The sequence below is a fragment of the Kocuria rhizosphaericola genome, from assembly GCF_044462205.1.
GTDB lineage: Bacteria > Actinomycetota > Actinomycetes > Actinomycetales > Micrococcaceae > Kocuria > Kocuria rhizosphaericola.
The window spans coordinates 1-22,412 of the sequence record NZ_JBISWK010000184.1 but is presented as its reverse complement, the minus strand read 5'-3'; the positions used below and the strand labels follow the sequence as shown (position 1 = coordinate 22,412).

Sequence of the window (22,412 nt, the reverse complement as noted above, 5' to 3'; positions counted from 1 at the left end):
GCTGCGGGCCGGGACCCGCTGACCACCGACGCACGGAACCGGATCGTGCTGCTGGGCACCAGCGGCGGACCGCCCTGGTGGAACGACTCCCACCGCGAAGGCGTCGCCTCCGCGGTCGTGGCCGGGGACAAGTACTACCTCGTCGACGCCGGCGACGGGGTGGGCAAACAGATCAAGAAAGCCAGGCTGGGCACCTGGGACAAGGACATGCGCGGCCCCCTGGACGCCCTCGAGGCCGTGTTCCTCACCCACCTGCACTCGGACCACATCTCCGATCTCTACAACATCTTCGGCACCGGCCTGCAGAACGGCGTGACCGTGCCCGACCGGGTGCTGCAGGTCTTCGGCCCGGGCAACCGCGGGGCCCTGCCGGTCAACTACAAGGGCGAGCAGATCCCCGCAGACCAGGTGGTCAATCCGGCCAACCCGACTCCGGGCACCCGGGAGACGATCGAGGCGATGATGAAGACCTTCGCCACGGACTTCAACGACCGGATCATCGACTCCGGCTACCCCCCGCCCCGGGAGTTCTTCGTCGGCCGGGACATCGCTCTGCCGACCGAGCTGACCGATGACCCCAATGGGGATCCGCACCCGCGGATGCGCCCGATCGAGGTCTACGAGGACGACCGGGTCAAGGTCACCGCGACCCTCGTCCAGCACGCCCCGGTGTTCCCGGCCTTCGCCTACCGCTTCGACACCGACACCGGCTCCGTGACCTTCTCCGGGGACACCAGCCCGAGTGAGAACCTGGTGGAGCTGGCGAGGGGCTCGGACGTCCTCGTGCACGAGGCGATCGCCGAGGAGTGGGTCGGCCAGCATCACCCCGCCCCACGCGACGCGAACTCCGAGGCCGAGTACCAGCACCTGATCGGAGCGCACACCACCATCGAGGACGTCGGAGGGGTGGCCGAACGCGCCGGGGTGAAGACCCTGGTGCTCAATCACCTCGTGCCCGGCAACTGGCCGGTCGAGAAGTGGGAGAAGGCCGGCGAGAACTTCTCCGGCGAACTGATCATCAGCGAGGACTTCGACGCCATCCCCATCGGCTGACCACCGAATGATCCCGGGCGGCACAGGAACATCCCTGAGCCGCCCCATGATCTCCCGTCCCGCAGGCAGCGTGGAATCCCGTTGGAGCGCAGGGTCTGGCAGTTCGATCACCCCTGCCGACGAGGGGTGATCGCTACTGCACCGAGGGCGCGAAGTCGCTGTCGGTGAACCCACTGCCGCTGCCGATCGGCAGGCACCTATTGCAGGAGCAGGCTGATGAGGAGAATGGCCGGGAAGGACAGGATCGAACTCAGGAAGATGATGTCCCGGGCCGCGTTGGCCGGCATGCGGAACTGGGAGGAGAACAGGAAGACGTTCTGGGCCGTGGGCAGGGCGGCCATGACGACGACGCCCAGCAGCTCCGTGCCGGTGAGCCCGAAGCCGAACCAGCCGATCGCCCAGGCCGCGGCGGGCATCACGGTGAGCTTGATCAGCGTCCCGCCGAGCACGTCCGGGACCAGGGCCCGTTGCTCGAAGGGTCGTTGCCCGTGCAGGCTCATGCCGAACAGCAGGAGGAGCAACGGGATGGAGGACTCGCCGAGCATCTCAAGGGGAATCCAGACCACCTCAGGCAGCTCCAGGCCGGTCGCGGAGAGCAGCGCGCCCAGAGCGGTGCCGATGGTGACCGGGTTGGCCACCGACCGGATGATGGTCCGCCCGGTCGAGACGCTCTCCCGGTCCGGAGCCACCGTCCCGGTCGAGGTCGCCGCACCGGGACCGCACCGGCGGGAGGGGCGGGTGACCGAGGAGAACACCACCAGGTAGAGCGGGGCCACCACCAGCAGCTGGGCCAGCAGCACCGAGACCACGGGGGCGGCGCTGCCCACCGCGTAGAGGGCGATGGGCAGCCCGATGTTGCCGGCATTGACGTAGGAGGAGGCCATGGCGCCCACGGCGGTGCGGGCGGCCCCGCGGCGCAGCAGCAGACCGCTGAGCAGGACGTAGAGCGCCCCGGCCACCGCGGCGGTGGCCAGGGCGATCGGGGTGTAGACCCCGAGCACGGCGCCGAGGTCGGTGCCGGCGACGAGCACCAGCATCAACGCCGGGTTGGTGATGTAGTAGATGACGGGAGTCAGGCCCGCGCGGATGCTGCGGGCCTGCCCGGGCAGCAGCGCGGCGGTGGCGAAGCCTGTGACCGCGAGCACGGCGACCACGCCGAAGCCCAGCAGGACCCCCGTCATCCGGTCTTCTCCCCGCCGTCAGCGCACCAGGCAGGGGCGCTTGGGGTCGAAGCTCCAGCCCTCGATCAGGTACTGCATCGCGGCGGCGTCGTCGCGTGCCCCCAGACCGTGCTCGAGGTAGAGCTCATGGGCGGCGGCCAGGCGGTCGCGGTCCAGCTCGACACCCAGTCCCGGGGCGGCGGGCACCCGGATCTCACCGTCGCGGATGCGCAGCGGCTCCCGGGTGAGACCCTGGCCGTCCTGCCAGATCCAGTGCGTGTCCAGCGCGGTGATCTCGCCCGGTGCCGCCGCGCCCACGTGGGTGAACATGGCCAGGGAGATGTCGAAGTGGTTGTTGGAGTGGGACCCCCAGGTCAGCCCGAACTCGTGGCACAGCTGGGCCACCCGCACGGAACCGGCCATCGTCCAGAAGTGCGGATCGGCCAAGGGGATGTCCACCGCGTTCGAGCGCACCGCGTGGGACATCTCGCGCCAGTCGGTCGCGATCATGTTCGTCGCGGTCGGGAGCCCGGTGGCCCGCCGGAACTCAGCCATCACCTCGCGGCCGGAGAACCTGCCCTCCGCGCCACACGGGTCCTCGGCGTAGGCGACCACGCCCTGCATCCGCCGGCCCAGCCGGACCGCTTCCTCGAGCAGCCAGCCGCCGTTGGGGTCCAGGGTCACCCGGGCCTCGGGGAAGCGCTCCTTGATCGCCGTGACCGCGTCGACCTCGACGTCACCGGCCTGCACCCCGCCCTTGAGCTTGAAGTCCTTGAACCCGTACCGCTCCCGGGAGGCCTCGGCCAGTCGGACCACGGCCTCGGGGGTCATCGCCGCCTCCCGGCGCACCCGCTCCCAGGCGTCCACGCCGGCGGACTCGCGCAGGTAGGGCAGATCGGTGCTGTCCGGGTCGCCCACGAAGAACAGGTAGCCGAGCATCGGCACGGCCGCGCGCTGCTGCCCGTCCCCGAGCAGCTCGGCCACGGGCACGCCCAGGAACTGCCCGTGCAGATCCAGCAGCGCGGACTCCAGTCCGGTCACCGCGTGCACGGTGGTGCGCAGGTCGAAGGTCTGCAGTCCGCGCCCGCCGGCGTCCCGGTCCGCGAAGGCCGTGGCGATCCGCCGCAGCAGCGTGCGGAACAGGGCCACCGGCTGCCCGGTGATCAGGCTCCCGGCCTCCTCGATCGTGGCGCGGATCCGCTCCCCGCCCGGTACCTCGCCCAGCCCGGCGCGCCCGTCGGAGTCGGTGACGATCACGACGTTGCGGGTGAAGTAGGGACCGTGGGCCCCGGAGAGGTTGAGCAGCATGGAGTCGTGGCCGGCCACGGGCACGACCTCGACCCGGGCGATGGTGGGCTGGGTGCTCATGCGCGGTCTCCTCCGGCGTTCTCGGCGAGCTGGATGCGGCCGTCGACCCGGCGGTTGAGCTGCCAGGGGTTGGCGGCCTGCACGGGGGCGGGCAGCAGGGCGTCGGGGATGTTCTGGTAGGCCACCGGGCGCAGGAACCGCTCGATCGCCAGGGTGCCCACCGACGTGGTGCGGGAGTCGGAGGTCGCGGGGAACGGGCCCCCGTGGACCATGGCCTCGCCGACGTCCACGCCGGTGGGCCACCCGTTGGCCAGGATGCGCCCGACCTTGCGCTCCAGCACCGGCAGCAGCGGGGCCGCGGTGGCGTGGTCCTCGTCGGTGAGGAACAGGGCGGCGGTCAGCTGACCCTCCATGCGGCGGGCCGCGGTGACGAGCTCTGCGGCGGAGCCGTAGCGGATCGCCAGGGAGGAGGCGCCGAAGATCTCCTCCTGGAGCACCGGGTTGACGAGGAACGTCGGCACCTGAGTGCCGAAGACCACCGGGGCGGGGGCGTTCTCCGTGGAGCCCTCCTGGCCGCGAGCCACGATCTCGACCCCCTCCTGGGAGCCCAGTGCGTCGATGCCGGCGCGGCAGGAGGCCGCGATGCCCGGGGTGAGCATGGTCGCGCCCTCGGCATCGGCCATGGCGCGCCCGACGGCGTCGAGGAACGCGTCGCCGGCCTCTCCTGCGGGGACGAAGATCAGGCCGGGGTTGGTGCACAGCTGCCCGGAGGAGCCGGTGAGGGAGGTGACGTAGGCCCGGGCGAACTCGTCGGCGTCCCCGGACAGGGCGCCGGCGAAGAGGAAGACCGGGTTGATGGAACTCATCTCGGCGTAGACCGGGATGGGTTCGGGGCGGGCGGCGGCGGTGGCCATGAGCGAGGTGCCGGCACCGCGGGAACCGGTGAAGCCCACGGCTTTGATGGCCGGGTCCTTGACCAGGGCCTGGCCGATGCTCGCGCCGGGGCCGTAGATCAGGGAGAACACCCCGGGGTGCAGGCCGGACTCGGCCACGGCGTCGGTGAGGGCCCGGCCGACGATCTCCCCGGTGCCGGGGTGGGCGTTGTGGGCCTTGAAGATCACCGGGCAACCCGCGGCCAGGGCCGAGGCGGTGTCCCCGCCCGCGGTGGAGAAGGCGAACGGGAAGTTGCTGGCCCCGAACACGGCCACCGGGCCCAGGGCGACCTTGCGCTGACGCAGGTCGGGGCGGGGCAGCGGGGTGCGCTCGGGCAGGGGCGGCTCGATGCGCACCCCCCGGTGGTCCCCCTGCCGCACGACGCGGGCGAACAGGCGCAGCTGACCGGTGGTGCGGGCCAGCTCGCCCTGCAGACGCGGCTTCGGCAGGCCGGTCTCGGTGGAGGCGCGGTCGACGAGCTCGGGACCGACGGCCTCGATGTTCGCGGCGATCTGCTCGAGGAAGCCCGCGTGGGTCTCGGGGTCGAGGCTGCTGAAGGAGGGGAAAGCCTCTTCGGCGGCCGCGGTGGCCTCGGCGAGCTGGGCCTCGTCGATCAGGGTGTACGCCGGCTCGAGCTCGGCGTTGGTCGCCGGGTCGATGCCGTGGGTGGTGCCGGCGCCGCCGGGGGTCTGGCGGCCGGCGATGATCGAGTGGCCGGCCAGGGTGATGGTCTGGGTACTCATGGGGGTGAACTCCTCGTGGTGGATCGGATACGTCGGACGGAGCGGGACGGAGCCTGCCCTCACGCCTTCTGCAGGACGGCCGACTGGATGAGGGCGGTCAGGTCGGCAAGGTCGGCCTCGGTGAGGTCCTGCAGGGGCGCACGCACCGACCCGGCGTCGCGGCCCACGGCCTTGAGACCACCCTTGACGATGGAGACCCCGTAGCCCTTCACCCGGTCGCGGATCTCGATGTAGGGAAGCACGAAGCGGTTGAGCTTGTCCGTGACGGCCGCGCGGTCCTGAGCGCGGACGTCGCGGTAGAACTCCAGGGCGAACTCCGGGACGAAGTTGTACATGGCCGAGGAGTAGGTGCTCATGCCCAGCTGGAGCAGGGGCAGGGCGAAGGTCTCCGCGGTGGGCAGCCCGCCGAGGTAGAACAGCCGGTCCCCGTTGCGGGCATAGACCTTGGTGAGGTGCTCGATGTCCCCGACCCCGTCCTTGAACCCGATGAAGTTCGGGTGCTTCTCGGCCAGCCGCGCCACGGTCTCGGCGGAGTAGATCGCGTTGGCCCGGTTGTAGACGATCACGCCGAGGTCCGTCGCGGAGCAGACCGCGCTCACATGGGCTTCCAGGCCCAATTGGTCGGCCTCGGTGAGGTACGGGGGCAGGACCAGGAGGCCCTCGGCGCCGGCGGCCCGGGCGTCGTGGGCGTTGCGCACGGCCTGGGCCGTGTTCCCGGTGGCCGGGGCGAGCACCGGCACGTCGTCACCGACCTCTTCCACCGCGACGCGCACCACCGTGGCGATCTCCTCGGGCGTCAGGGAGAAGCCCTCACCGGTGCCGCCGGCCGCGAACAGCCCGGCCACGGGGTAGCTGGCCTGCCACGCCAGGTGCTCCCGGTAGGCGGCCTCGTCGAAGAGCAGATCGGAGTCGAAGGCGGTGACGGGGAAGGAGAGCAGCCCGTCCTTGAGCTTGTCCGCCAGTTCCTGAGGGGTGTGGTTGGCCACGGGGGTCGTCCTTTGTTCGGGGCCGCTGCGCGGCGGAGAAGCGGTGATTCATCAACGAGCCTAGGAAGGGTTTTGATGCCTGTCCAAGCCCATTAATGGATGGAGTGATGCTTATTGGGTATTGCGTGTTCGGGGCTCTGGGCGCCCGCCGGTGAGGCGGACAGCAGCGGCACCTCCTCCAGGAAGCGCCGCAGCGCAGGGTTCCTCGCGCCGCGCACCCAGATGGCGTGCAGCTGGACGGCGTTGGGCGCGTGGCCTTCCAGCGGCAGGTAGGTAATGCCGTCGATGCCCAGCAGGCGGGCGGACTCGGGGACGAAGGCCACGCCCCGGCCGGCGGCCACCAGGGCCACCATGGTGACGATCTGGCCCACGGTGTGCACCACGTTGCGGTGGTCGATCTCCACGGTGCGCACGGCGAGGTCGTAGAAGTACCGGGCCGTGGTCGGGGAGTGCATGATCAGCGGCACGTCCTTGAGGTCGGCCGGTGCGACGGGCCGCCCCAGCGAGGTCAAGCCGTGGTCCGCCGGGGCCGCCAGGCAGAGGGGCTCGGCGAGCAGCAGCCGGGACTCGAAGACATTGCGGTCGAAGGGCGGGCGGGCCAGGCCCAGGTCCAGCTCTCCGGCCAGCAGGGACTGCACCTGCTCGTCGGTCACCATCTCCTGCAGGTCCACGTCCACGTTCGGCAAGGCCTGCCCGATCTCGGTGAGCAGAGGACTGAGGACGCTGAAGCCCGACGCCGCGGTGAACCCGATCCGCACCACCCCGGACCGTCCGGCCGCTATGCGCTGGGCGGTGACAGGGGCCCGGTCGGCGGCCACCACCAGCCGGCGCGCCTCGGCGAGGAAGGCCGCACCGGCGGCGGTCAGGACCACCCGGCGGTTGTCCCGCTCCAGCAGTGCGACGCCCAGGGCCTTCTCCAGTTTCTGGATCTGGCGGCTCAGGGGCGGCTGAGTCATGTTGAGCCGTTCGGCGGCGCGGCCGAAGTGGAGCTCCTCGGCCACGGCGATGAAGCTGCGGGCCTGATCCAGCGTGAACATGGTGTCCTCCAGGTGGTGGGAACGACGGTCAGCTCATCCGAGCATCGGATCCGGCAGGGTCTTGGCGTCGCGCGCCCGTTCCGGTGACCGCTGCCCGGGGCTCCTGCCCGTACTCGCTAGGCCTTCACGGCCAGGACGGGACAGCTCGCGTCGAGGAGGATGCGCTGGGCATCGCTTCCCAGCAGCAGCTTGCCCACCTGGGAGCGTTTGCGGATGCCGATGACCAGCATCTCCGCGTCGGCGGTGTGCGAGGCCTCGATGAGGGCGTCAGGCCCGTCCGCACCGGCACTGCGGGCGGTCCGGGCGCTGACCCCGGCCTCGCGGGCCCGGGTGACCAGGGCCTCGAGGTCCGACTCCGCGGCCAGGTGGGGGTCGATGTGGGAGTGGCGGCCGCTGCTGTTCATGATGATCAGCTCCTGATCCAGTTCAGCGGCCAGGGACAGAGCCTTGGCGTAGGCGGCTTCGCCGCGTTCGTTGGGGACGTATCCGAGGATGATGCTCATGTCAGCTGTTTCCGTTCGGCTGTTCGGGGCAGGAACCGGGGTCAGTCCTGGTAGGCCTGGGCGTGGGTGTGCAAGGTGGCGTCGGCCTTCGTCTGCTGGCGCTTGAGCACCCAGCTCATGACCGGTGCGGCGGCGATCGCCAGCACGATCGCGGCCAGCAGGGTGATCGCAATGGGGCTGGCGACGAAGATCGCCATGCCGCCCTCGGAGAGCCGGACGGACTGGCGGAAGGAGGTCTCGAGCAGTCCACCGAGCACGAAGGCGAGCACGAGCGGCCCCGGCGGGAATCCCATCTTCTTCATGAGGTAGCCGACCACGCCGAAGCCGATGACCAGGAACATGTCGAAGACGCTGTTGCGCACCGTGTACACGCCGATCATGGTGATCAGCACGGTCAGCGGGTTGAGGATCGTGGCCTTGACCGACAGCAGCCGCACGAAGATGCCGATCAGGGGGATCGAGAGCAGCAGCAGGAAGATGTTGCCGATGTACATCGAGTTGATCACGCCCCAGAAGACGTCCGGGTGGTCGGTGATCAAGCCGGGGCCCGGGGTGATGCCCTGCAGCAGCAGGGCCCCGAACATGATGGCCATCGTCCCGTTGGCCGGGATGCCGAGGGTCAGCAGCGGGATGAACGAGCTGGTGGCGGCCGCGTTGTTCGCGGTCTCCGGGCCGGCGACGCCTTCGATGGCACCGCGGCCGAAGCGCCCGGGATTCTTGGCGAACTTCTTCTCCGTCGCGTAGGCCACCAGGGACGCGATCGTGGCGCCGCCGCCGGGCAGCACTCCCAGCGCGAATCCGGAGACCGAACCGCGCGCGATCGCCCCCGAGGAGTCCTTCAGGTCCTTGCCGGTGGGCAGTGCCCGCTTGAACTGCGGAGTGCCCGAGGTGGCCGAGGTCGGGGTGGCGATGTTGTAGAGGATCTCCCCGACCCCGAACAGGCCCATGGCGATGATCACGAAGTCGATGCCGTCGGCCAGGTTGTCGGAGCCGAAGGTGAACCGGCTGACGCCGGTGACCGGGTCCCGGCCGACCGTGGCCAGGAGCAGCCCCACGGTGGCGGCGATGGCGGCCTTGCGGGCCGAGCCGTTGCCGAGCGAGGAGACCAGCAGGATGCCGAGCAGGGCCAGCAGCGTGTATTCCGCGGGACCGAAGTCCAGGGCGAAGGAGGCCACCAGCGGCGCCAGGAAGGTCAGTCCGACGATGGCGATGGTGCCGCCGATGAACGACCCGACGGCGGCGATGCCCAGGGCGGCGCCGGCGCGGCCCTGCCGTGCCATCTGGTAACCGTCCAGGGCGGTGACCACGCTCGAGGCCTCACCGGGCAGCCGGAGCAGCACCGAGGTGATGGTGCCGCCGTACTGGGCGCCGTAGAAGATGCCGGCGAGCAGGATGATGGCGCTGGCGGGCTCCATCGTGTACGTGATGGGCAGCAGGATGGCGATCGTCGCCGCCGGGCCCAGGCCCGGCAGCACGCCGATGAGCATGCCCAGGGTGACACCGAGCAGGCAGAACAGCAGGTTCGCCGGTTGCAGCACCACGTCGAAGCCACTGATGGCGTCGTTGAAAATATCCATTCCGGATGTCGCTTCCTAGAAGAGGTGCGGGATGGGCACGGCGAACAGGAGGATGAACAGCGCGTACACCGCCACGGTCGCCACGACCGCCACGGTGAGGGCGGGCCGCCAGCCCTCCTTGCCCAGGATCTTGATCCAGAAGACCAGGAGAAGGACGGTGGGGATCTCGAACCCGATCACCGGAAGCAGCGCCGCGTAGACGAGAAGGCTGGCGACGCTGAGGGCCACGGGCACGATGCCGCGGTCGAACGCCTCGACGTCCTCGTCCTGCCTCGCCCGGAGCAGGGCTGTCACCGAGGCCACGATCATGGCCAGGGAGATGGCGAAGGGCCACAGACCCGCCCCCGGGTCGCCGAGGGAGCCGATGCCGAGCCCGAAGGACACGACGGCACCGAACACCCCCAGCGCAAGCGGGACGAGGGCGCCGAGACGGGCGGTGGTGACCCCGCCGCGCGCGGCCTCCTCCTCGAACTCCAGGTCGGATTCCTGGCCGGGGTCCTCGTGCGTGATGGCGGAGGAACTCACTCGGTGCCCCCGATGCCGTACTGCTCCGCCAGCTCGGCGTAGGTCTGGGTGTCCTCCTCCACCGTGCTGGTCACATCGGAGGGCTCCCCCTCCCACTCACCGACGAGGTTGGTCTCGAGGAACTCCTGGAACTCCGGGGAGTCCTTGGCGGTCTCCACCGACTCCCGCAGCGTGGAGACGACCTCCTCGGGAGTGTCCGTCGGGACGGCCATCCAGCGGCGCTGCTGGACGTCGACGTCGTAGCCGGACTCCTCGACGGTCGGCACATCGGGGAAGTACTGGCTGCGCTCGGCGGAGAAGACGGCCAGCGGGACGAGCTCCCCGGCGTCGATCTGCGCCCTCACCTCGGCGAGCTGGGTGGCGGTGGCGTCCGCGTGGTTGCCCAGCACGGCCGTCACGGCGGCGGATCCGCCGTCGAACGGCACGTCGGTGGCCTCCTTGTCGGCCAGGGCGAACAGCGCGGCCTGCCCGAACTGGCCGCCGGTGCCGGCTCCGGAGGTCGCGTACTTGATGCTGTCCTTCTCCAGGAGCTGGTCCAGCGTGGTGATCCCGGAGTCCTTGTTGACCACCAGGATGTACTCCTCCACGGAGACGGGGGCCACGACGGTCATGTCCTCCATGGTCTTCGCATCCGGGTCCTCGACGAACAGGGGCGTGATGGCGAACAGGGACTCGGCGGCCAGAACGGTGCTGTAGCCGTCACCGGTGGAGTTGAGCACCTCCTTGGTGCCCACGGCCGTGTTGGCCCCGGACTTGTTCTCGACCACGACGCTCTGGCCGAGGGGCTCCTCCATGGACGAGGCCAGGGCACGGGAGATCAGGTCGGTGCTCCCGCCCGGGCTGGACGGAGCCACCAGGTTGACCGACTTGGTCGGGAAGTCGGATTGGCCGGAGGCGGTCTCCACGCCCCCGCAGCCGGTGAGGACGAGGGACAGGAGACCGAGGCCTGTGACGGCGGCGGCAGGCTTCTTGGAGTTCATCGTGGGGTTTCCTCTGCTGGATGGGGTTGGCTGGTGAAGGCGGCCGGCCGGGCAGGCCACCACGTCGGGTGGATCCGCGGACCGCTGGTTCTTCACGTCGTATGAGAGCTGTCCGAATCTTGCGTCGACCCTGACCTCATTCGTGAATGTTGTCCATATATGTAGACAACAGTTCGTGATAGGACTCATAGTTGTGTATGAGCTTCATCACTGTCAAGGGGCGTCGAGTCCAGAGCGAGAGGGATCCGCATGGAGCAGCAAGAGACCACCGAGGGAGTCCTGACGGGCCACGGGGTGCGCGGGGTCAAATCCGCCGCCCGCACCGTGGAGGTGCTGGAGGTGCTTGCCGCCCGGGGCAACGAGCCCGTCACCGTACGGGAGCTGTGCGAGGCGATGGGGGCCCCGCGCAGCAGCATGTACGCCCTGTTGCGCACGCTGACCGACCTGGGCTGGGTGCGCAGCGACTCCACGCACTCCCTCTACAGCATCGGCATCCGCGCCCTGCTGGCCGGCACCACGTATCTGGACACCGACCCGTTGCTGCAGGTGGTCCACCCCCATGTGGAGCAGGTGAGCAAGCGCCTGGAGGAGACCGTGCACTACGGACGCCTCGATCGCACGGACATGGTCTACCTCGCCACCCATCAGTCCACCGCCTACGAGCGCACCCGCAACCGCGTCGGCCGGCGCCTGCCCGCCTACTCCACCTCCCTGGGGAAGGCCGTGCTGGCCCACTTCGACGACGCCGAGCTCGAGGCCCACCTGCCCCCCTCGCTCACCGCACTGACGCCGCACACGATCATCTCCCGGGCCGCGCTGAAGGAGGATCTGGCGGCCACACGGGAACGGGGGTACTCGATCGACGACGAGGAGAACACCCCGGGCCTTCGCTGCTTCGGCGTGGCCCTTCCCATTCGCTCCGGGGTCACGGACGCGCTCAGCTGCTCGGTGCCGATCGAGCGGCTGACCCCCGAGCACGAGAAGGAGATCATCGAGGCACTGCGGTCGACCGCCGACATCACCCTCCAGATCGTCCGAGGGCTGGGGGGGTTGGTCAGCTGATGGCGGCCTGATCTGCCCCGCAATACCGTTTTTGTATCGTTCAGTGCTTTTTTGGCCTTGTACTTGTATTACGCCCGATGTCTACGCTCACCACATGAGCCAGCACGCCGCGCGACGCGCGGCCGGCCCCCCACCGACCAGGAAGTACCTCCCGTGACTCAGCACATCGCCCCAGAAGGGCTCCTCGGCCAGGTCTCGATCTCCGGGGTCACCATCACCCCGGTCGCCTTCAAGGACCCGCCCCTGCTCAACGCCGTCGGAGTCCACGAGCCCTTCGCCCTGCGAGCCGTCGTGGAGGTGCACACCGACGCCGGGACGACCGGGCTCGGGGAGACCTACGGGGACGCAGCCCACGTGCGGCGCCTTCAGGTGGCGGCCGAGGCCGTCACCGGGGCGGACGTCTTCAACATCAACCTGCTCCGGCAACGGGTCGTGGCCGCGCTGGCCCAGGACACCACCCAGGGTGGCCACGGCATGAGCGGCATGGTCACCGGCTCCAGCACCGCCGACCGGGTGCTCTCCCCCTTCGACGTCGCCGCCCTGGACATCCAGGGCAAGCTGCTCGGCCGGCCGGTCAGCGACCTGCTCGGCGGCGCAGTGCGCGACGCTGTCCCGTTCAGCGGCTACCTCTTCTACAAGTGGGCCGGCCACCCCGGCCACGACGAGGACTCCTGGGGTGCCGCACTGGACCCCGCCGGCGTGGTCCGGCAGGCCCGGCGCATGGTCGACGAGTACGGGTTCACGGCACTCAAGCTCAAGGCCGGTGTGTTCGATCCCGACCAGGAGATCGCCGCCATCCAGTCGCTGCGCGAGGAGTTCCCCGACCTGCCGCTGCGGATCGACCCGAACGCCGCCTGGTCCGTGGAGACCTCCATCCGTGTCGGCCGCGAGCTCGACGGGGTGCTGGAGTACCTCGAGGACCCCACCCCCGGGATCGAGGGCATGGCGCAGGTGCGCCGCAGCGTGTCGATGCCCCTGGCCACGAACATGTGCGTGGTGAGCTTCCAGGACGTCCCCCCGGCCGTCGCCGCCGGAGCGGTGGACGTCGTCCTCTCCGATCACCACTTCTGGGGCGGACTGCGCCGCTCCCAGGCCCTGGCCGGGATCACCGAGACCTTCGGCCTGGGGCTGTCCATGCACTCCAACTCGCACCTGGGGATCAGCTTGGCCGCCATGGTCCACCTCGCCGCCGCCACCCCGAACCTCGACTACGCCTGCGACACCCACTGGCCCTGGAAGGACGTCGACGAGGACGTCGTGCAGCCCGGGGCCCTGCGCTTCGGCGGCGGGTCGGTGCAGGTGCCGACCACTCCCGGGCTGGGGGTCGAGCTGGACCGCGACGGGCTGGAGAAGCTCCACCGCCAGTACCTCGAGTGCGGCCTGCAGAGCCGCGACGACACCGGCTACATGCAGCGGATCGACCCGGGGTACCAGCTGAGAACCCCTCGCTGGTGACAGCGGTGGCAGGCACCTCGCCCACTTCCCTCCAGCACGGGCGATGACCACGGTGGAGGCGGCCGATGACACGGCTCGCCTCCGCAACGGCGCAGGACGCCATCGGGGACATCGGCGGGAGGACAGCCTCTGAAGGTGAACCCCGGATGACGGCGTCACGCTCGGTGGCCGAGGTCGTCGTTCCGGACGAGGGCGCGGCCACCGAGCGTCACACCACCCCCGCGGGCTTGACCGCCTCCGCCAACCTCTTCGAGCAGTGCCGCGGGCCGGCCACCCGGTATGACGAACTCGCGCTGACCTACCGCGGCGGGGCCGCGCTGCGCGCCATCACCATCTGGCTCAAAGCCCTGTTGGCAGACATGTCCCAACCGCGGATCGTCGACCGCAGCCCGTCCTCCGACGTCGTCGCTTCGAAGGCCTCGGTCCCGGCACGTCCTTCGGCGCAGAAGGCAGCCCGATGAGATCTGCATCGGGGTCGACATGCCGCACGGATGGCACCCGGCGCTCTCGGTATGCATCGCACCGTCTCAAACCCCTTCAGCCCACCCCTGCGCTCCTCCACATGCTCCGTCGCGGGGATCGCGTTCTGGCGGCACCGTGCCCTGCGAGACTCCAACCGCAGACAAAATCCTGTCGTCTGATATATTAGTCGTGTACTAGATCGGATTCCGCCGGAGGATCGATCGCCAACTCGATGAGGAGTGGAACAGCATGCCGCAACTCGCGCACCGGCTCGAACGGCTGGGCACCGAAACCGCCTTCAGCGTCGCCCAGGCCGCAGCCGCCTGGAAGGCGAAGGGGAACCGCGTGTACCCCTTCCACCTCGGCGACATCAACATCCCGACGGCCCCACACATCATCGAGGCGATGGACCGGGCCATCGCCGACGGCTACACGGGCTACTGCCCCGGCCCCGGCATCCCGCAGCTGCGGGAGGCCCTCGCCGAGGACCTCGGCTCGCGTCGTGGCATCGGCCTCGCCCCCGACAACATCGTCGTGATGACGGGCGGCAAGCCCGTCATCACGAAGTTCCTGCAGGCGGTCATGAATCCCGGCGAGGAGGTGCTCTACCCGAACCCCGGCTTCCCGATCTACGAGTCGCAGATCGAGTACCTCGGTGGCACGGCCGTGCCGTACCGCTACCTCCCCACGCCGGAGGGCTTCGCGATCGACCTCGACCAGGTGCGCGCCTCGATCACCCCGAACACGGTCGCCATCATCTACAACGACCTGCAGAACCCCATCTCGGCCGAGTCGACGGCGGCCGAGCGCGAGGCCATCGCGCAGCTCGCCCAGGAGCACGATCTCTGGGTGCTCTCCGACGAGGCCTACTTCGAGACGCGCTACGAGGGGGTCTCGAGCTCGATCGCGTCGCTCCCCGGCATGGTCGAGCGCACCGTCATCCTCTACACGTTCAGCAAGAAGTTCGCCATGACCGGCTCACGCCTCGGCTGCGCCGTCGCACCGCTCGAGATCGCCAAGGTGCTCAGCACCCTCAACACCAACGACGAGTCGTGCACCACGCACTACGTGCAGTGGGCCGGCATCGAAGCACTCCGCGGCACCCAGGAACCCGTGCAGCAGATGCTCGACATCCTGCGCGAGCGCCGGGACGCCGCCTGTGAGATCGTGAACGCCACCTCCGGCATGCACGTCGCCGTACCGCAGTCGACGTTCTACCTGTTCCCGGACGTCACCTCCGCCATGGAGCGCATGGGTTACACGGCGGTCGGCGACTTCGCCACGGCGGCACTGCACGAGACCGGCGTCTCCTTCTGCACGCGGGAGCACTTCGGCCGACGCCTGCCGGGCGAGGAGCAGCAGTACATCCGGCTCGCCTACTCGGGCATCGACGTCGCCGACATCCGCGACGGTCTCGGCCGCCTGTGCCAGTGGATCGAGTCGGCATGAGCCGGGTCGTCGTCACGGGACGTGTGCCCAGCGCCGCGATCGAGAAGCTTCGCGCCCAGCACGAGGTCGATGCCTGGCCGGGTCCGGAGTCGATCGGCCGCGAGGAGCTCCTGCGCCGAGTGGCCGGCGCCGATGCCGTCGTGAGCCTGCTCACCGAACGCATCGACGCCGAGCTGCTCGACGCCGCCGGTCCGCAGCTCCAAGTGGTCGCGAACGTCGCCGTCGGCTATGACAACATCGACGTGCCGGCCTGCAGCGAACGTGGCGTCGTGGCCACCAACACACCCGGCGTGCTCACGGACGCCACAGCCGACATCGCGCTCGGCCTCATCCTCATGGCGACCCGCCGGCTCGGCGAGGGGGAGCGGCTCATCCGCTCCGGCCAGGACTGGAAGTGGGGCATGTTCTTCCTGCTCGGCAGCGGCCTGCAGGGCAAGACTCTCGGCGTCGTCGGCATGGGCGGCATCGGTCAGGCGACCGCGCGCCGGGCCAAGGCCTTCGGCATGGAGATCGTCTACCAGTCGCGCAGTGAGATCGATCCCGGGCTCGCCGACGAACTGGGTGCCCGGCGGGTCGATCTCGACGAGCTGCTGACCGTCTCCGATGTCGTGTCGCTGCACTGCCCCTACGGGCCCGCCACGCATCACCTGATCGGCGCCGAGCAGCTGGCGGCGATGAAGGACTCGGCGTACCTCGTCAACACCGCGCGCGGACCGATCGTCGACGAAGCGGCGCTCGCGTCCGCACTGCGCGAGGGCCGGATCGCGGGTGCCGGGCTCGACGTCTATGAGCACGAGCCCCGGGTGCACCCCGAGCTGCTGGAGCTCGACAACGTGGTGCTGGTGCCGCATCTGGGCTCCGCCACGGTGGAGACGCGCACCGCGATGGCGATGCTTGCCGCCGACAACGCGCTCGCTGTGCTCGGCGGGGAACGACCGCCTGCACCGATCGGCTAGAGGTGGTTTCAACAGTTCGGGTTCAGGGGTAACGGGGCCCGCGGGCCGGTGACGATCATGGCCGCCTTGACGAGGCAGTAGGTGCCTCAGCGGTTGATCAGCGACCGGTGGCGGGAGTTGCTGGATCCGTTGATCCCCGAACCTCCGCCGGCGAAGAACGGGCGGACCGGTCGATCACGGGTCGACCGGTCCGCTCCGCAGGGGATCCTGTTCGTGGCCACCACCGGCGACGCCGAAGAATGAACGTCCCACCGAGCTGGGCGCCGGTTCCGGGATCACCTGCTGGTCCCGGTTGCGGACCCCGGCAGGAGGCCGGGGTCCGGGCCCAGCTCCACGACGCCGCCCTCGACCAGCTCGGCCGGGACGGGGCGCTCGATGGTTCGGGGGGTGCCCGGATCCGGTCAGCGTCCGGGCCGGTGGACAGCGAGTTGACCGGCTCCGGTGATGGTCGCGGGATCGCCTCCGACACCGTTGTTGCGACCGTTCCGTGCCTCAGGCCTCAGCAGCGGGAAGCATGGGCCGATGCTCGTAGAAGGTCTGCAGGACCACTGTCGTCCGGGTGTTGACCGAGGCCGTATGGCGAACATTGTTGACGAGAGCCTCGAGCGCCTTGGGCGAGGCGACCCTGACGAACAGCATGTAGGCGGCGTCCCCGGCCACCGAGTGGCAGGCCTCGATCTCCGTGAGGGGTTCCAGGAGTTCGGGGGCGTTGTCGGGCTGGCGGGGATCGAGCGGTGTGATCTCGATGAAGGCCGAGAGCGGCTTGCCGATGGCCTCGGGGTCGAGGATCGCCTGGTAGCCGGTGATCACGCCGCTGCTCTCGAGCTTGCGCAGGCGCGCCTGCACGGCCGAGACCGAGAGGCCCACGCGTTCGGACAGCTGGGCCAGGGTGGCGCGCGGGTCGTGGGACACCTCGGTGGCCAGTCGCACGTCCATGGGGTCGTCCATGGGCCGAACGCTATCAGCCGATCGCGCCGAGGGTGTTGACACCCCTCTGAGCTCATGTGAATATTCCCGTGTGTGACCGGTATCACCGGAAAATTTCCGTTGACTTGACGACAGGAGGGTTTCAATGTCCACGTCTCTGCAGGCGGTGCAGGCCATCATCGGCGAACCTGAGGTCGTCGAGGATGCCCGCACCGTGGAGTCGGGCGCTGCCTGGCTCCGGCTGAAGTCGGCGGCCACCGCCCTGCAGGCTCTGCAGGTCAAGGACGGTTCGATCCCTGAGCCCGCTGATCACCCGACTGCGCGCGAGCATGTCGAGGTGATCGTGGAGTCGATCGCCGAGCTCGCCCCCCTGTTCCCGCACGACGCGGCGTACCTGGCGGCGCTGCCCGGCGACTTCGCGCGCTGGGCGGACGGCGGCTTCGGGGAGCCGGACTTCCTCGACTCCCTCGTCGAGTTCCACCCGCAACGGCACCGCATCGACGGCATCCGGCACCTCGTCGTGTTCCCGATGTGCACCCAGAACGGCTCGGCGAACCGGCATGTCGAGGCCTTGATCGTCGAGACGATCTGGCCCGAGTTCATCGCCCAGCTCGAGGCCGGGAACTACGGCAACAAACTGTTCGTGTCCCTGCGGCTGATCGACTTCACCCCGGGATACGACTCGAACTCGGCAGTCCTGTTCCCCGAGACGGTCGCCGTGCGGGAGATCCCCCGGTTCACCTGGGGCGCCATCTTCCAGGACCGCGAGGCGGCACGCTACCGCCGTGTGGTCACGGCGGCCGCCGGCATCACGAAGCTGGACCTGCCCGATGACGCCGCAGCGCTTCTCACCGACCAGGATCTCGCCGAGAAGACCTTCGTGATGTGGGACATCATCCACGACCGCACGCACATGCGAGGCGACCTGCCGTTCGACCCCTTCATGATCAAGCAGCGGATGCCGTTCTTCCTGTACTCCCTGGAGGAGCTGCGCTGCGACCTGACGGCGTTCCGGGAGTCGGTCACGATCGAGCGGGCGCTCACGGCGCGCAGCGCGGCCGGTGAGGAGCTCACCGGGACCGAGGAGCAGACCCGTCGGCACGGGAAGCTGGTGCAGTACGCGGTGATCTTCGATCGGATCTTCCGTTTCGCCATCACCGGGTCGCGGGTCCGCAACTACGACGGGCTGGGCGGGCAGCTGCTGTTCGCGTGGCTTCATCAGAAGCATGTGCTGGAGTGGCGCGATGTCGAGCTCAGCTTCGACTGGGACAGGGTCGCCGATGCGGTGGTCGAGCTCGGCGAGGCGATCGATCAGCTGTACTGGGAGTCGATCGATCGGCCGAAGACAGTGCACTGGTTGAAGGCGTACGAGCTCGTCGCGTCCGTCGTCACTCCGAATCCCGCCTCGGTGTGGGCGGAGGGGCTCCCCCGTGAGGTGCTGGCCGGGCCGCCGAAGGGGTACACGGACCTGGTGCTGGACGACGAGTTCCCGCTGTCGATGTTCTTCGAAGCGCTCGACAAGAAGCTGAAGGGCGTCATCGAATCGACCACCGGCATCCGTGCCTCGGACGGCTGAGCGATGACCGATCTGACCGGTCGCACCGTCCTGATCGCGGGCGCCACCAGCGCGTCCGGTCTGGCCGCGACGCGCGCCCTGACCTCGGCCGGGGCTCGCGTCGTCGCCACGGGTCGCAGCTCGGCGAAGCTCGTTCCACTCGCAGCGCTGGGGGCTCGCGTGGAGACCTTGGACCTCTCCATCGAGAGCGCTGTGGTCGAACTCTCCCGAAGGCTGCGCAGCGATGGTCTGCCGATCGACGGTCTCCTTCACCTCGTCGGCGGCTGGCGCGGCGGCGGTGGGCTCGCGGGGCAGACGGAGGACGACTACCGCGCGCTGGAGATCTCCTTCTCCGCGCTGCGCCATCTGAGCCGCGCCTTCGACGACGACCTGCGGACCTCCCCCGCGGGCCGGCTGGCGATCGTGTCCTCGACCGCAGTTGCCCGCCCGCTGGCGGGCGGCGCCAACTATGCCGCCGTCAAGGCCGCGAGTGAGGCGTGGACCCGGGCGGTGGCGCAGGGATATGCGAAGGCCGCCCGTGAAGCCGGCGAACCGTTGCGCGCTGCCGCCGTGATCTTCCGGGTGAAGGCCCTGGCCGGCCTGGAAGACCGTCTCGCGGCTGCCTACTCGGAGTTGTGGGGTGCTGAGGCCTCGGAACTGAACGACTCGATTTTCGACCTCCAGCAGGAAGGGTGAAGCACCGAATGAAGAGGATCCACAACGCGGAGCTGCGAGGATTCGCCTCTGACAACTACTCCGGAGTCCACCCGGAAGTGCTGGAAGCGCTTGCCGAGGCGAATGGGGGTCATCAGACCGCTTACGGGGGAGACGAGTACACGGCACGGCTGCAGGACGTGATCGGGCAGCACTTCGGCGAAGGCGCGTCGGTGTGGCCGATGTTCAATGGCACGGGTGCCAACGTCGTCGGACTGCAGTCGATGCTCCCGCGTTGGGGCGCAGTGATCTGCGCGGACACGGCTCATATCCATGTCGATGAGGGCGGCGCGCCCGAGAAGTCCGCCGGCATCAAGCTCCTCCCCGTCACCACGGAGGACGGCAAGCTCACGCCTGAACTGATGGCGGCAGAAGCATGGGGCTGGGGAGATGAGCACCGCGCCCAGCCGCTCGTCGTCTACATCACCCAGTCCACCGAGCTCGGCACCCTGTACACACCGGATGAGATCCGCGCCATCACGGACCATGCCCACGCGAACAACATGCTCGTCTTCCTGGACGGGGCCCGGCTCTCGAATGCGGCGGCCGCTCTGGGGCTGCCCCTGCGCGCCTTCACCACCGACGTCGGCGTCGACGTGCTCGCCCTGGGTGGCACCAAGAACGGGGCGCTGGGCGCCGAGGCCCTGGTGGTGCTGAACGAGGGCGCGTCCCAGGGCCTGGTCTACCTGCGGAAGAACCAGATGCAGCTGGCGTCGAAGATGCGGTTCGTCTCGGCCCAGTTGCTGGCGCTCCTGGACGGGGACCTGTACCTGCGCAATGCGCGCCATGCGAATGCGATGGCCCGGCGTCTTCGCGACGGCATCGAAGCGTGCATTGCCGACGGTTCGATGCGAGGCGTCACCTTCACGCAGGAGACCCACGTGAATGCCGTCTTCGCCACGTTGCCCGACGGCATCGCGGACCGCCTTCGTCAGAAGTTCCGGTTCTACGACTGGGACGCCTCGAAGGGTGAGGTCCGCTGGGTATGCAGTTTTGACACGGCCGCGGAGGACGTCGACGCATTCCTGGCAGCCCTTCATTCCGAGCTTTCCCCGGTGGCCTGAAACCCGCCTCCGAGAGTTCGGGCTTCCGGTGCGCCGTGGCGAGCCCGATCGGGGCAGTGCCCTGGGGCTCCCCGCGCTCGCACTCGCCCTGCGTGAACCAGCCGGCGGCGGCTCATGAGCACCAATGCTCCCCGCAGGAGCACGGCCCCATCTACAGAGGAGAACCATCGTGACCACTATGCCTTCCCTGCCCACCCGACCGGTCATCGACCGTCCCGCCTACCGGTCCGTCGACCCGGCCACGGGCCGGGTCCTGGCGGAGTACCCCACCGCCACCGAGGCCGGGGTCCAGGAGGCCCTGGCCGGTGCCGACACCGCGTTCCGGGCCTGGCGGGCGGTGCCGATCCAGGAACGGGCCGCCGTGGCCGCCCGGGTCGGGGCGCTGTTCACCGAACGGGCCCCGGACCTGGCCGCGATCATCACCCAGGAGATGGGCAAGCCGCTGACCGAGGCCCGGGAGGAGGTCGAGTTCTGCGCCGAGATCTTCGCCTACTTCGCCGACCACGGCCCGGGACTGGCCGCCGACCAGCCGATCACCGCCTCGGCCGGGGGCCGGGCGGTGATCCAGAAGCGCCCGATCGGGGTGCTGCTGGGGATCATGCCGTGGAACTTCCCCTACTACCAGGTGGCCCGCTTCGTGGCCCCCAACCTGGTGCTGGGCAACACGATCGTGCTCAAGCACGCCGAGTCCTGCCCGCGGGCGGCCCTGGCCCTCGAGCAGCTCATGGCCGAGGCCGGGGCACCGGCCGGGGCCTACACCAACCTCTTCGCCTCCCATCCCCAGGTCGCCGACATCATCGCCGACCCGCGGGTCCAAGGGGTGTCCCTGACCGGGTCCGAGCGGGCCGGGGCGAAGGTCGCCGAGATCGCCGGGCGCAACCTGAAGAAGGTCGTGCTGGAGCTCGGCGGCTCCGACCCCTACGTCGTGCTCGACACCGACGACGTCGCCGCCTCCGCCCGGGCGGCCTTCGCCACCCGCATGGCCAACACCGGCCAGGCCTGCAACTCCAACAAGCGCATGATCGTCTCCGCGGACATCTACGACGAGTTCGTCGCCGAGCTCACCCGCCAGGCCGAAGCCCTGACCCCGGGCGACCCGGCCGCAGAGACTGACGGGACCTTCGCCCCGCTGTCCTCCCGGGCCGCCGCCGAGGAACTGGCCGCCCAGATCCAGGACGCGGTGGAGGCCGGGGCGACCCTGCACGCCGGCGGGCGGCTGCTCGAGGGCCCGGGCGCCTACCTGGAGCCGGCCGTGCTCACCGGGATCACCCCGGACATGGCCGCCCACCACGAGGAGCTCTTCGGCCCCGTGGCCGTGATCTACCGGGTGGCCGACGACGCCGAAGCCCTGGCCGTGGCCAACGACACCCCCTACGGACTGGGCGGGGCCGTGTTCAGCACCGACCCGGAGAGGGCCCGGCAGCTCGCCGAGGACCTGGAAGCGGGCATGGCCGCCGTCAACGCCGCCGAGGCCGAGGGCGCGGGAATGCCCTTCGGCGGAGTCAAGCGCTCCGGCTACGGCCGCGAGCTCGGACCCCTGGGCATGGACGAGTTCGTCAACAAACGCCTGCTCTACATCAACGACTGAGCGCAATGGGCATCGCCTGGAGCCATTACCGCTTCCGCGAGGCCTGCACCACCCAGGGCCACGACCTCGCCGACCTGCCCTACCGGGCCCGGTTCTTCCCGCTGGGCCCGGTGGTCGCCCTGGGACTGTGCGCGGTGGTGATCCTCGGGCAGAACTACCAGGCCTTCCTCGGGGACCTGGACCTGACCGCCGCGCTGAGCGCCTACATCGGCCTGCCGATGTTCCTGGCCCTGTGGGCCGGACACCGGATCCTCACGGGCAGCCGCATGGTCCGCTACGAGGACGCCGACCTCACCCGCGCCCACGACTGACCGCACACGACCCTCCACCCGCCGAGCCCCCACGCCCCGGGCAGCGCTGCCGCCGAGCCCCCAG

Annotated in this window: 21 protein-coding genes; 11 read left to right on the top strand and 10 right to left on the bottom strand. The window is 69.7% G+C overall.

The features are described 5' to 3' along the window. Positions 1–1,053 (top strand): MBL fold metallo-hydrolase (locus tag ACH9D2_RS18650; RefSeq protein ID WP_396362953.1); only part of this gene is annotated, 1,053 nt, incomplete at its 5' end. Positions 1,054–1,250: 197 nt separating this feature from the next. On the opposite strand, the gene ACH9D2_RS18645 is transcribed toward ACH9D2_RS18650, so the two are convergent. From ACH9D2_RS18645 to ACH9D2_RS18605, 9 genes are all read right to left on the bottom strand, one after another. Next, positions 1,251–2,234 (bottom strand): AEC family transporter, encoded by a 984-nt coding sequence (locus ACH9D2_RS18645; RefSeq protein ID WP_396364322.1) that lies wholly within the window; start codon positions 2,232–2,234, stop codon positions 1,251–1,253. Between the two features lie 18 nt (positions 2,235–2,252). Continuing rightward, positions 2,253–3,581, bottom strand: coding sequence for an enolase C-terminal domain-like protein (locus tag ACH9D2_RS18640; RefSeq protein ID WP_396364321.1), 1,329 nt, complete (start codon positions 3,579–3,581; stop codon positions 2,253–2,255). Then, positions 3,578–5,197, bottom strand: coding sequence for an aldehyde dehydrogenase (NADP(+)) (locus ACH9D2_RS18635; protein ID WP_396364320.1), 1,620 nt, complete (start codon positions 5,195–5,197; stop codon positions 3,578–3,580). The genes ACH9D2_RS18640 and ACH9D2_RS18635 overlap by 4 nt, the downstream gene beginning before the upstream one ends. A gap of 59 nt (positions 5,198–5,256) precedes the next feature. Then, on the bottom strand, positions 5,257–6,183 hold the full coding sequence (kdgD, locus tag ACH9D2_RS18630; RefSeq protein ID WP_396364319.1) for a 5-dehydro-4-deoxyglucarate dehydratase: 927 nt from the start codon (positions 6,181–6,183) through the stop codon (positions 5,257–5,259). Between the two features lie 92 nt (positions 6,184–6,275). Beyond that, a complete protein-coding gene (locus tag ACH9D2_RS18625) occupies positions 6,276–7,220 on the bottom strand; it encodes a LysR substrate-binding domain-containing protein (protein ID WP_396364318.1) in 945 nt (314 codons plus the stop codon). A 116-nt stretch (positions 7,221–7,336) separates the two neighbouring features. Then, on the bottom strand, positions 7,337–7,723 hold the full coding sequence (locus ACH9D2_RS18620; RefSeq protein ID WP_396364317.1) for a universal stress protein: 387 nt from the start codon (positions 7,721–7,723) through the stop codon (positions 7,337–7,339). 41 nt (positions 7,724–7,764) lie between these two features. Next, positions 7,765–9,300 (bottom strand): tripartite tricarboxylate transporter permease, encoded by a 1,536-nt coding sequence (locus ACH9D2_RS18615; RefSeq protein WP_396364316.1) that lies wholly within the window; start codon positions 9,298–9,300, stop codon positions 7,765–7,767. Between the two features lie 15 nt (positions 9,301–9,315). Then, positions 9,316–9,825: a tripartite tricarboxylate transporter TctB family protein gene (locus tag ACH9D2_RS18610; protein ID WP_396364315.1), complete on the bottom strand. Its 510-nt coding sequence runs from the start codon at positions 9,823–9,825 to the stop codon at positions 9,316–9,318. Next, a complete protein-coding gene (locus ACH9D2_RS18605) occupies positions 9,822–10,805 on the bottom strand; it encodes a Bug family tripartite tricarboxylate transporter substrate binding protein (protein ID WP_396364314.1) in 984 nt (327 codons plus the stop codon). Before ACH9D2_RS18605 ends, ACH9D2_RS18610 begins: the two co-directional genes overlap by 4 nt. 249 nt (positions 10,806–11,054) lie before the next feature. On the opposite strand from ACH9D2_RS18605, the gene ACH9D2_RS18600 reads away from it, so the two are divergent. The 5 genes from ACH9D2_RS18600 (at position 11,055) to ACH9D2_RS18580 (ending at position 16,189) form a co-directional block, all read left to right on the top strand. Then, on the top strand, positions 11,055–11,867 hold the full coding sequence (locus tag ACH9D2_RS18600; protein ID WP_396364313.1) for an IclR family transcriptional regulator domain-containing protein: 813 nt from the start codon (positions 11,055–11,057) through the stop codon (positions 11,865–11,867). Positions 11,868–12,020: 153 nt separating this feature from the next. After that, positions 12,021–13,322: a glucarate dehydratase family protein gene (locus ACH9D2_RS18595; RefSeq protein WP_396364312.1), complete on the top strand. Its 1,302-nt coding sequence runs from the start codon at positions 12,021–12,023 to the stop codon at positions 13,320–13,322. Between the two features lie 65 nt (positions 13,323–13,387). Beyond that, positions 13,388–13,783, top strand: a complete 396-nt coding sequence (locus ACH9D2_RS18590; RefSeq protein WP_396364311.1) for a hypothetical protein — start codon at positions 13,388–13,390, stop codon at positions 13,781–13,783. Between the two features lie 250 nt (positions 13,784–14,033). After that, positions 14,034–15,233: an aminotransferase class I/II-fold pyridoxal phosphate-dependent enzyme gene (locus ACH9D2_RS18585; protein WP_396364310.1), complete on the top strand. Its 1,200-nt coding sequence runs from the start codon at positions 14,034–14,036 to the stop codon at positions 15,231–15,233. Then, positions 15,230–16,189, top strand: coding sequence for an NAD(P)-dependent oxidoreductase (locus ACH9D2_RS18580; RefSeq protein WP_396364309.1), 960 nt, complete (start codon positions 15,230–15,232; stop codon positions 16,187–16,189). Before ACH9D2_RS18585 ends, ACH9D2_RS18580 begins: the two co-directional genes overlap by 4 nt. A 492-nt stretch (positions 16,190–16,681) precedes the next feature. Here the strand turns inward: ACH9D2_RS18580 and ACH9D2_RS18575 are convergent, their stop codons facing one another. Next, positions 16,682–17,137: a winged helix-turn-helix transcriptional regulator gene (locus ACH9D2_RS18575; RefSeq protein ID WP_396364308.1), complete on the bottom strand. Its 456-nt coding sequence runs from the start codon at positions 17,135–17,137 to the stop codon at positions 16,682–16,684. Between the two features lie 124 nt (positions 17,138–17,261). On the opposite strand from ACH9D2_RS18575, the gene ACH9D2_RS18570 reads away from it, so the two are divergent. The 5 genes from ACH9D2_RS18570 (at position 17,262) to ACH9D2_RS18550 (ending at position 22,348) form a co-directional block, all read left to right on the top strand. Further along, entirely contained in the window at positions 17,262–18,692 is a 1,431-nt protein-coding gene (locus ACH9D2_RS18570) for a DUF6421 family protein (protein ID WP_396364307.1), read from the top strand. 3 nt (positions 18,693–18,695) lie between these two features. Next, positions 18,696–19,367: an SDR family NAD(P)-dependent oxidoreductase gene (locus ACH9D2_RS18565; protein WP_396364306.1), complete on the top strand. Its 672-nt coding sequence runs from the start codon at positions 18,696–18,698 to the stop codon at positions 19,365–19,367. 8 nt (positions 19,368–19,375) lie between these two features. Beyond that, entirely contained in the window at positions 19,376–20,449 is a 1,074-nt protein-coding gene (locus ACH9D2_RS18560) for a beta-eliminating lyase-related protein (RefSeq protein ID WP_396364305.1), read from the top strand. Positions 20,450–20,627: 178 nt separating this feature from the next. Next, positions 20,628–22,037, top strand: coding sequence for an NAD-dependent succinate-semialdehyde dehydrogenase (locus tag ACH9D2_RS18555; RefSeq protein WP_396364323.1), 1,410 nt, complete (start codon positions 20,628–20,630; stop codon positions 22,035–22,037). Positions 22,038–22,042: 5 nt separating this feature from the next. Then, positions 22,043–22,348, top strand: a complete 306-nt coding sequence (locus ACH9D2_RS18550; RefSeq protein ID WP_396364304.1) for a hypothetical protein — start codon at positions 22,043–22,045, stop codon at positions 22,346–22,348. The last annotated feature ends 64 nt before the right edge of the window (positions 22,349–22,412 follow it).